This window comes from Coleofasciculus sp., from assembly GCF_046539235.1.
In the GTDB taxonomy this organism is placed as follows: Bacteria; Cyanobacteriota; Cyanobacteriia; order Cyanobacteriales; family Coleofasciculaceae; genus Coleofasciculus.
This window is the reverse complement of sequence record NZ_JBKHHI010000016.1, coordinates 23839-32117: the sequence shown is the minus strand read 5'-3', so window position 1 is coordinate 32117 and position 8279 is coordinate 23839. Positions and strand designations below refer to the sequence as shown.

At 44.6% G+C, this 8279-nt stretch carries 6 protein-coding genes; 3 read left to right on the top strand and 3 right to left on the bottom strand.

Going from position 1 to position 8279, the window contains the following annotated elements:
• Nucleotides 1-220: 220 nt before the first annotated feature.
• From ACLFWI_RS03310 to ACLFWI_RS03300, 3 genes are all read left to right on the top strand, one after another.
• Complete coding sequence (locus ACLFWI_RS03310) at nucleotides 221-2599, top strand: putative PEP-binding protein (protein ID WP_446411728.1); 2379 nt, start codon at nucleotides 221-223, stop codon at nucleotides 2597-2599.
• A gap of 19 nt (nucleotides 2600-2618) precedes the next feature.
• Nucleotides 2619-4322, top strand: a complete 1704-nt coding sequence (locus ACLFWI_RS03305; RefSeq protein WP_446411727.1) for an asparagine synthetase B family protein — start codon at nucleotides 2619-2621, stop codon at nucleotides 4320-4322.
• 273 nt (nucleotides 4323-4595) lie between these two features.
• Nucleotides 4596-4802 carry a hypothetical protein gene (locus tag ACLFWI_RS03300; protein ID WP_446411726.1) on the top strand — a complete coding sequence of 69 codons (207 nt, stop codon included), beginning with the start codon at nucleotides 4596-4598 and terminating at the stop codon, nucleotides 4800-4802.
• A 56-nt stretch (nucleotides 4803-4858) separates the two neighbouring features.
• On the opposite strand, the gene ACLFWI_RS03295 is transcribed toward ACLFWI_RS03300, so the two are convergent.
• The 3 genes from ACLFWI_RS03295 to ACLFWI_RS03285 all read right to left on the bottom strand — a co-directional run bounded on the left by ACLFWI_RS03295 (nucleotide 4859) and on the right by ACLFWI_RS03285 (nucleotide 8052).
• Nucleotides 4859-6151 (bottom strand): MFS transporter permease, encoded by a 1293-nt coding sequence (locus ACLFWI_RS03295; protein ID WP_446411725.1) that lies wholly within the window; start codon nucleotides 6149-6151, stop codon nucleotides 4859-4861.
• A 79-nt stretch (nucleotides 6152-6230) separates the two neighbouring features.
• Complete coding sequence (locus ACLFWI_RS03290; protein ID WP_446411724.1) at nucleotides 6231-6725, bottom strand: hypothetical protein; 495 nt, start codon at nucleotides 6723-6725, stop codon at nucleotides 6231-6233.
• A 142-nt stretch (nucleotides 6726-6867) separates the two neighbouring features.
• Nucleotides 6868-8052, bottom strand: a complete 1185-nt coding sequence (locus tag ACLFWI_RS03285) for a diaminopimelate decarboxylase family protein (RefSeq protein ID WP_446411723.1) — start codon at nucleotides 8050-8052, stop codon at nucleotides 6868-6870.
• Nucleotides 8053-8279: the final 227 nt, after the last annotated feature.

The following is an 8279-nucleotide window of genomic DNA, read 5'->3' as shown; positions in this document are numbered from 1 at the left end:
TCCTTAGTCAGGGCGGGTTTAGTTACATCTGGGTGAGGTCAAAAACGATAGTAGTGAAACCCGCCCCTACACACTTGGTTAGGGCGGGTTTTGCACAAACGTTATCATCAATAGCGACAAGAGATTCCCTAAACCCGCCCCTACGCACTCAACACTGTTGGCTAATCGAGTTTCCGTTATTCTAGATCACTTAACCGCGAGTGGTATTCCAAAGCAAATTGTGGACAATCTCTACTGGCTGGATCAGATTAAACCGTCACAACGTTCCCTGGTGGGAGAGAAAGCCTTTGGCTTAAGTCAACTTGAGCAACAAGGTTATCCAGTTATTCCTGGCTTTGTGATTCCAGCGATCGCGTTTTGGCAAGTCATCGCTGATTTAAGTCAATCAGAACCGTTGTTAGCCGATTTACCGCAGTCCTCGTTGTATGTGAATGTTGATAATCCCCATCAGTTGCAACAGGTTGCTCAACATATTCGCCAAGTGATTACCTCTGCCACTGTATCAGACGGTTGGCGATCGCAGATTCTGGATGCAGCCGCAACTCTAGACGCTCCCGCCCTGATTTTACAGCCTTCTGTGTCATTTCCTGAGGTGCGATCGCTCCTGCCGATGTCTACTCATCCGGTTAACCGCGAGGATTGGGCTGAGTTTGCGCCGATTCCAGAACTTTTAGCATCTCATTATTGCCGCAAACAGCCGGATGCTCTGATCCAGACTTTAAAGCAGGTGTGGGCAGAATTGTTTCGAGCCAAAAGCTTATTTTACTGGCAACGGGTTGGCATGGGACTGGATCAAATTAATTTAGCGGTTCTGGTACAACCGATCTATGACACTTTAGCCTCTGGCGTTCTCCAGGCGAAATCTGATTTCTGTCAGATCCAAGCCACCTGGGGACTAGGGATAGCGATTACTCAGGGTAAAGTCTTACCGGATACCTATCAAATCGCGATTCCCACCGATCAACTTTTGCTAAGTCAACCAGGAAATAAAACCCTCGCCTATCGGCTGAACCCGGAACCGACAGGAAATGCCGTGCAAGCTTATCCCCTCAGCCCAGGAGAACAGCAGCAGTTTGTTTTGGACGATAACGCTTGGCAACAGATTATCGCGTTATCCAGAAAACTGCAAACCCAATTCAATCCCCCCTTTTCTTTTGACTGGACTCTTTGTAAAATTCCCAACACGACAGAACCTCAACTATACGTGACTCAATTTCGCCCTCAGTCTGCTTCTTCTGCTGAATCATTCCCATCCCAACCTCAGTCACTGCGAGGATTATCGGCGGCGCCTGGACAAGTAACAGCCGTGGCGCAAGTGATGATTGGGGAGGAGCAAAATTGGCAGGCTATCCCCCCAGATCGGATTTTAGTGACTCAAACGATTGCTCCCGATTGGCTACCTATATTAAGACAAGCCGCAGGGGTGGTGACGGAACAGGGGGGAATGACTTCTCATGCGGCAATTGTGGCGAGGGAATTGGGGATTCCGGCGGTGGTTAATGTCCCTGGGATTACCCAATTGGTACAAACGGGGGAGGTACTGTTGGTGGATGGCGATCGCGGCGAAATTCAACGTTTAGCCAGGGATGCTAAACAGCTTGAAGAAGCCGTAGATGTCGCTATTGAGAAGCAGGAAACCCTTGCCGATGAGCCATCACAGAGACAGTATAACCGATTTCCGATCGCGACTCAATTGTTGGTGAATCTCAGCCAAACCCAATCTCTGGAACGAATTCAGGATTTACCCATTGATGGGATTGGCTTATTGCGATCGGAATTGATGATTTTGGACGTATTGGATAATCAACCCCCCCAGGAATGGTTGCGACAGGGGCGGAAACAGGAGTTAATCACCCGCCTTGCCCAATTGATCATGCAGTTTGCGGCGGCGTTGATGCCACGACCTGTATTTTATCGTTCCCTGGATTGGGGTGAAGCGGAATTGATCCATGGGGATACGTCGAATGTTAACGGTTCAAGGTTATCGGTGGTGAATGCGATGTTGGGGCGGCGGGGGACTTATCGCTATTTACATGATCCGACGAGTTTTGATTTGGAACTGGCGGCGTTACATCAACTTTATGCTCAGGGGTATAGTAATGTTCAGTTAATGTTGCCGTTTGTGCGGACTGTTGAAGAGTTTGCCTTTTGTCGCCGTCGGGTGGAACAAGCGGGATTAATGGATAATCCTCATTTTCAACTTTGGATTATGGCAGAAGTGCCATCGATACTATTTTTACTGCCGGATTATGTGAAAGCGGGGGTGCAGGGAATCTCGATTGGTACGAATGATCTGACGCAATTGTTATTAGCTGCTGATCGCAATTTGGGGGAGTTAGGTTCAACGTTAGATGGACGCCATCCCGCCGTCATGGGAGCGATTAAGCAGTTGATCGATATGGCAAAGGGGGCGGGGATTCCTTGTGCAATATGTGGTCAAGCCCCAGCCCAGTATCCGGAAGTAGTGGAATCCTTGGTGGAATGGGGAATTCAGTCTATTTCTGTGGATGTGAATGATGTGGAAACGACTTATCATGCGATCGCTCGCGCAGAACAACGGTTACTTTTAGATGCTGCACGGCGCTCATTAGAAGCGTAAGGATTCAACTGGATAGGATATGAGATGGTTATTGTCCAGATTAACTGATCAACAGGTTAGGGAACCCATTCCAGGTTGGTTGGTTGCCTGGGGGCAATTTGGCGCTGAACCCCCCGATTGTACGTTCTTGATTCCCAACCAGTTAGTGGTAACTCAGATTCAACCCGCTTTTAGTCCCCAAGGAGATTATGGGGTGGTGGGGGATATTTGGTTAAGTAATTCTGCCAGATTATTGCAACAAGTAGGAATTGAACCTGGGGATTGGCGGGGAACCGATCAAGGGTTGGTGGCGCTGCTGTGGGAACGTTGGGGACAAGGTTGTTTAGAGTACCTAGAAGGGGTATTTGGACTAGCGATTTGGCATCAACCGAGTCAGAAGTTGTGGTTGGTGCGCGATCGCGTCGGGGGTCGGACGTTATATTATACGACTGTGGGTTCCTCTTGCTGGATTGCGCCTCGGTTGAGAACCCTGCGCCCCCACCATTCAGCCGACTTAGATTTAGTGGCGTTGCGGGATTATTTATGTTGTGCTTTTGTCCCTGGAGAACGCACGCTTTGGCAACAGGTGCGGGAATTGCGTCCGGGTACGGTGTTGCAGTTACCTGATGGACAACCCAACTATTACTGGCAACCGCAAGAGCAAATTACCCATCCTCAGCAAAGTTTATCATGGCACGCTCAGCAGTTGCGATCGCGCCTCGATCAGGTGGTTCAGGATTACTTACCCACCAATGAATCCGTGGGGGTTTATTTATCGGGGGGATTAGATTCCAGTTGCATCACCGCACTCACGGCTAAATTTCATCCGCATCCGGTTCATACCTACTCCATTCATTTTGGCGCAGATTGCCCCCATGAATTAGAATTTTCCAATTTAGTTGCCCACCATTGCCAAACCCAGCACCATATCTTAGAGATTACCCCAGAACAGATGTGGAAGCAATTACCGATAACTATGGCACAATTGGATGATCCGATTGGTGATCCGTTAACGGTTCCCAATTATTTGTTAGCGCAACTGGCGAAGGAAACGGTTACGATTATTCTCAATGGCGAAGGGGGAGATCCTTGTTTTGGTGGACCCAAAAATCAGCCCATGTTACTCAAGCAGTTATATGGTTCTCCGGAAAATAATCCTAATTTAGTTTCTGCCTATTTGAACTCATTTAAAAAATGCGCTCCAGATTTGCCGAGGTTGTTTCAACCTGAAATATGGGACGCCGTTAAATCTGTGCCATCTGTCTTTGCAGCGGATCTGTTTTCCTCGGCGCAGTATTTGAATCGGTTAATGGGACTGAATATTAAATTTAAAGGTGCGGATCATATTTTAACCAAGGTGAATAATCTGACTCGTTCCGCTGGATTAGACGGGCGTTCTCCCTTATTTGACCAGCGAATTGTGCAGATGGCAATGGAAATTCCGCCGCAATATAAACTGGCGGGAAATCAGGAGAAAGCCGTTCTCAAGCAAGGGGTTGCGGATATCTTACCTAGGGAAATTATTCAGCGCCCCAAAAGTGGGATGATGGTGCCGGTGCAGTTTTGGTTTCGCCAGTATTGGCAACGACAAACTAAGGCGTTGTTGTTGTCCAAAAAATCTGCGATCGCGCCTTATTTAAATCAGTCATTAATTCGCGATTGGATTGAGTATCGTGGGGATACCTGGAGGCGGTATGGGGTTAAACTTTGGTTACTTGTAAGTTTGGAATATTGGCTTCATTGAATTGTCATTCGTCATTCGTCATTCGTCATTCGTTATAAGCTGTTCAGCATTTCAACCTTAATCCCAATAATAACATAATCCTGGTAGTGCGTTTAGCGAAGCCATGCCGCAGGCTTTGCATCTTGCTCGTTACTTATACCCCTATAAATAATAATATCATGTCCGGTCAAACACCCCTAATAAAAACGCCTGAAACCCCTGTTATTGCAGCATTGCAATTATGGGCAATCGTAGGGACATGATATAACCTATCAAAACTGTTATAGTCATCCAATGCAGCTCAACTATCCCACCTCTTTTCCAATTCTATTACTCACGAACATTGTTTTAGGAGTATTTGTTTTTCATTATGGCTTATCCATCAGTTATATTGATGCCGTTTATTTTGTCGTCACGATTGTCACCACCATTTGGTTCGGGGATTTTAATTTAGCGGCTGCACCATTAGGAATTAAAATTTATGGAATCTATATAACCTAGTCCGCGTAGGCGGACTTTGTTTGTGTAGCTGCGGTTTCAACCGCCCAGCTTCCTTTTTAACCAAAACTGTCAGATGCAACCAAATAAACATCAGTACTACTACTATCACTCTCAACATCTATAAAGACTGAATCTCTCCCCCCTGTGCTAATTTGACTCCGGTTAATTCCTTGAGTCACTATCTGTAATAGCCGTTGCGGTGTAAATGATTCCAACTCGACAAAATTACCGGATTTCAACCACTCTAATTCCTCAGCCAATAACTCTCGCCGTACCTCTACCCCTAATTGTCTCGCCTCTTCTGCTGATTCTGGAGAAGATTGAATAAAAAGATTGCGACTATTTAAGACATGACGGGGAAGTAATCCTAAATCGTAAATCGTGACGGTACTATCAACAAACCAATGGTGACTTGTACGTAGGTGATCAATCAGGGTGATACCATGAGGACTGGCATTATGAAGGGCATAGACATTTAATTCGGGGTTGCGTCTCAGCATGTCTAATACTGTAGAAAAAATGCCTTGGGGATACCCGGTAATACTTAATACAGCACAATTATTTTCAAAGTGAAAATTATTAGCAATCAGCAGTTGAGCAATGGTGGCGCTATCACAGACGACAACTCGGTCAAAACTATAGGCGGTGATATCCGGATTAATGGATGTGGGTAAACGTTCCTGATTCGGAGGAGGTAATAGTGGCTCAACTGTACCATTAATTTGTTGCCAACGTTCTAACCAAGTTTGGAATTGATCGGGTGTGATGGAAAAGGTTGGTAACAATGTGCTTTGACGACGTAACTGGCGAATTCCTAAATATAACGATACCATACCGACAATAATAGTTATCGCGAATTGGAAAAAAATCAGCCAGAAAAAAATCAGCCAGCCACTTCCACTACCCTCTACAGGAGAGGAGAAAAGGAATAAAATTCCATAGGCGAGGAGAAATCCACCAATAACTTGTAAAAATAGGGCATTGCGACGACGGATTTTTCGAGGCGTATTGGCAGAATTACTTATTCTGTAACAGGCAAAAATCAATAGCGGAATCCCGATGTAAGGTATAATTAAACTCAAAATCAAGGCAAATATTTGCAGCGCAAGACTATTACCTTGGCGTTTAAGTCGCTTGTTGATGAAGTAGTATAATTGTTTGGGGGTAAAGCATAGAGTCCCGTTTACTGAGAGATCCGAGATGGCTTTGGCAAAAAATGGATCAGTGATTTTGGTTTGACCCATAGTTGTGGGTTCAAAGGCAAAGGGATGACCGCAATTTTTGCAGCGTCCTTGATTGGCGGTGCGGTCTTTAAGATTATTGTCGGTTTGGCATTGAATACATTTCATAAATTGGCTATTCTAAAGTTAGAATTATGCATCCTTTATTGCTAGATTGTATGAAATCATATTAAACCTCTCTAGTAAATTAATCCTCTACGTCTGTAGATGCTACGGAAAGGTGTAATTCACCTCCTCCTTTTTTTAAGCTGAAATCAACGATTAATAATTTATATTCAGCAAAGTACTTCTTCTTTCGAGCCATTAGTTCCTCTAATAATTCCTTAAGTGTTTGTTTCTCATCTGGCACGTCCTCAACTATACTCCTATCATTCATTGATTCAACAATTTGATCCATATCGAAATCGTTTAAAAAGGTAAGATTCCATGCAGCTATAGCCAGTTTAAATAAGGTATGATAGGATTGTAAATCACTTGCCATTGCTCTATAGGGTTCAATAAACTGCCACAAGACAACAGACATTTTTATTTCCCCTTTCGGCTCAATCAAAATCTTTTCATGATTTTGAGCTAAAGGATTTTCCTTTAAATTTTTATGAAGCCGATCTAGGTTTTTGTATTTTAAGGTTTTATTTTTACTTTGTTTTAGTAATTCTTTAAACCCTTTTGCTTTTTTAGCCATTCTTTTGACCCTCATATTTGAAATTCATTTCTAATTCTAAGAGCATTGTATCAACTGAATTAAACTAGCCAACAATGGTACTTGTAACTGTTAATGCTAATCAAGGTTGACCCAACCTCCCCAAAAATATTATCACCAAGCGCTAGATTTGTGAAGTAAATACCTGATTATTTAATAAAATACTATAATCTTCCCGTTTTCTAATCAATCGGTGAGTCCCCTGTTCGACTAACACTTCAGCCGGACGCGGACGGTGTAAGAAATGGGACGACATGGCGTATCCGTAAGCACCGCTGTCGAGAATCGCGATAACATCTCCATTCTTTAAGGCGGGGAGTTGACAGTTGCGCCCCAAGTAATCCCGTGAATAGGTTGTATTTCCACAGACATCGGTGGGATACTGTTCACGCTGGTTATCGGTGAAACTGATAATTTTTCGATAGCCTCCATGTACCGAAGGAACGGATAAATTCGCCACGGTGGTATCGACACCGACAATTTGTTTGCCGTTTTGCCACTTGACAGAAACCACTTTTGCCAACAAGGACGCACATCCTGCGATCGCGGCACGTCCAGGTTCTATAATTAAATCTATAGTTCTGCCGATTGTCTCTAGTTTCTGAGTTATCGCCTGACCAAATCCTTGCCAATCAAAAGCGACGCCATTTCCCTGATAAGGGTAGCCAAATCCACCGCCAAAGTCTAAATAGTTCCAATCCGGTAATTGTTGACCAATGTCGCATAAGGAATCAATCACTTGGGTAAAGGCTTTGGTCGCATTGGTTCCGGTTCCGCGATAAAAATGGATACCCTTGAGGTGTAATCCTGCGGCTTGGGTAATTTTCAGCGCTTCGGGGAAGTCTTCGGGTTGAACTCCAATCCGGCTATCTCCAGTTATTTCGGGTACATTTAACCGTAATCCTAAGTTTAATCGGGGTAATTTAGAATTTAAGGAGTGATAGACTTGACAGCATAATTCTAATTGGGAGATACTATCTAAATTTAAGGTAGTAATTCCCCAGTGGAGAACCTGTTCCATTTCCGCCCGATTCAAATTACTGCCACTATAAACAATGTTATTCGGGGCAAATCCCGCCTTTAAGCCTAAATAGATATCTCCGGGTGTATTCCCATGAAGTCCCCACCCCTCTTGCTGGAAAATTTGCAGCAACGCGACATTACCATTGGTCACACTGGCAAACTGAAACCGAGTGCGCGGATAGGGGACAGCGTAAGAGATATAACGAATTGTATCCCGTATGCGATCGCCTTGATAAACATAGAGGGGTGAACCGTAGATATTCAGTAATTCTTGGTCATTGGTCATTGGTCATTCGTCATTTGTTATTAATTATTTGTCATTGATAATATCGGTGTTTGTAGGGGCGACCCGCCTGCATCAATGAACAACTCTTTTCCTATCAATTTTGTCGGGTCGCCCTTGGTTCTGATGAGAGGGCGCAAGGATGGTGCCCCTCACCCCCAGCCCCTCTCCCACCCCTGACAGGTGTAGGTTTTTTACTTGAGGGTGGGGACAAGACAAGGAGGACAAGG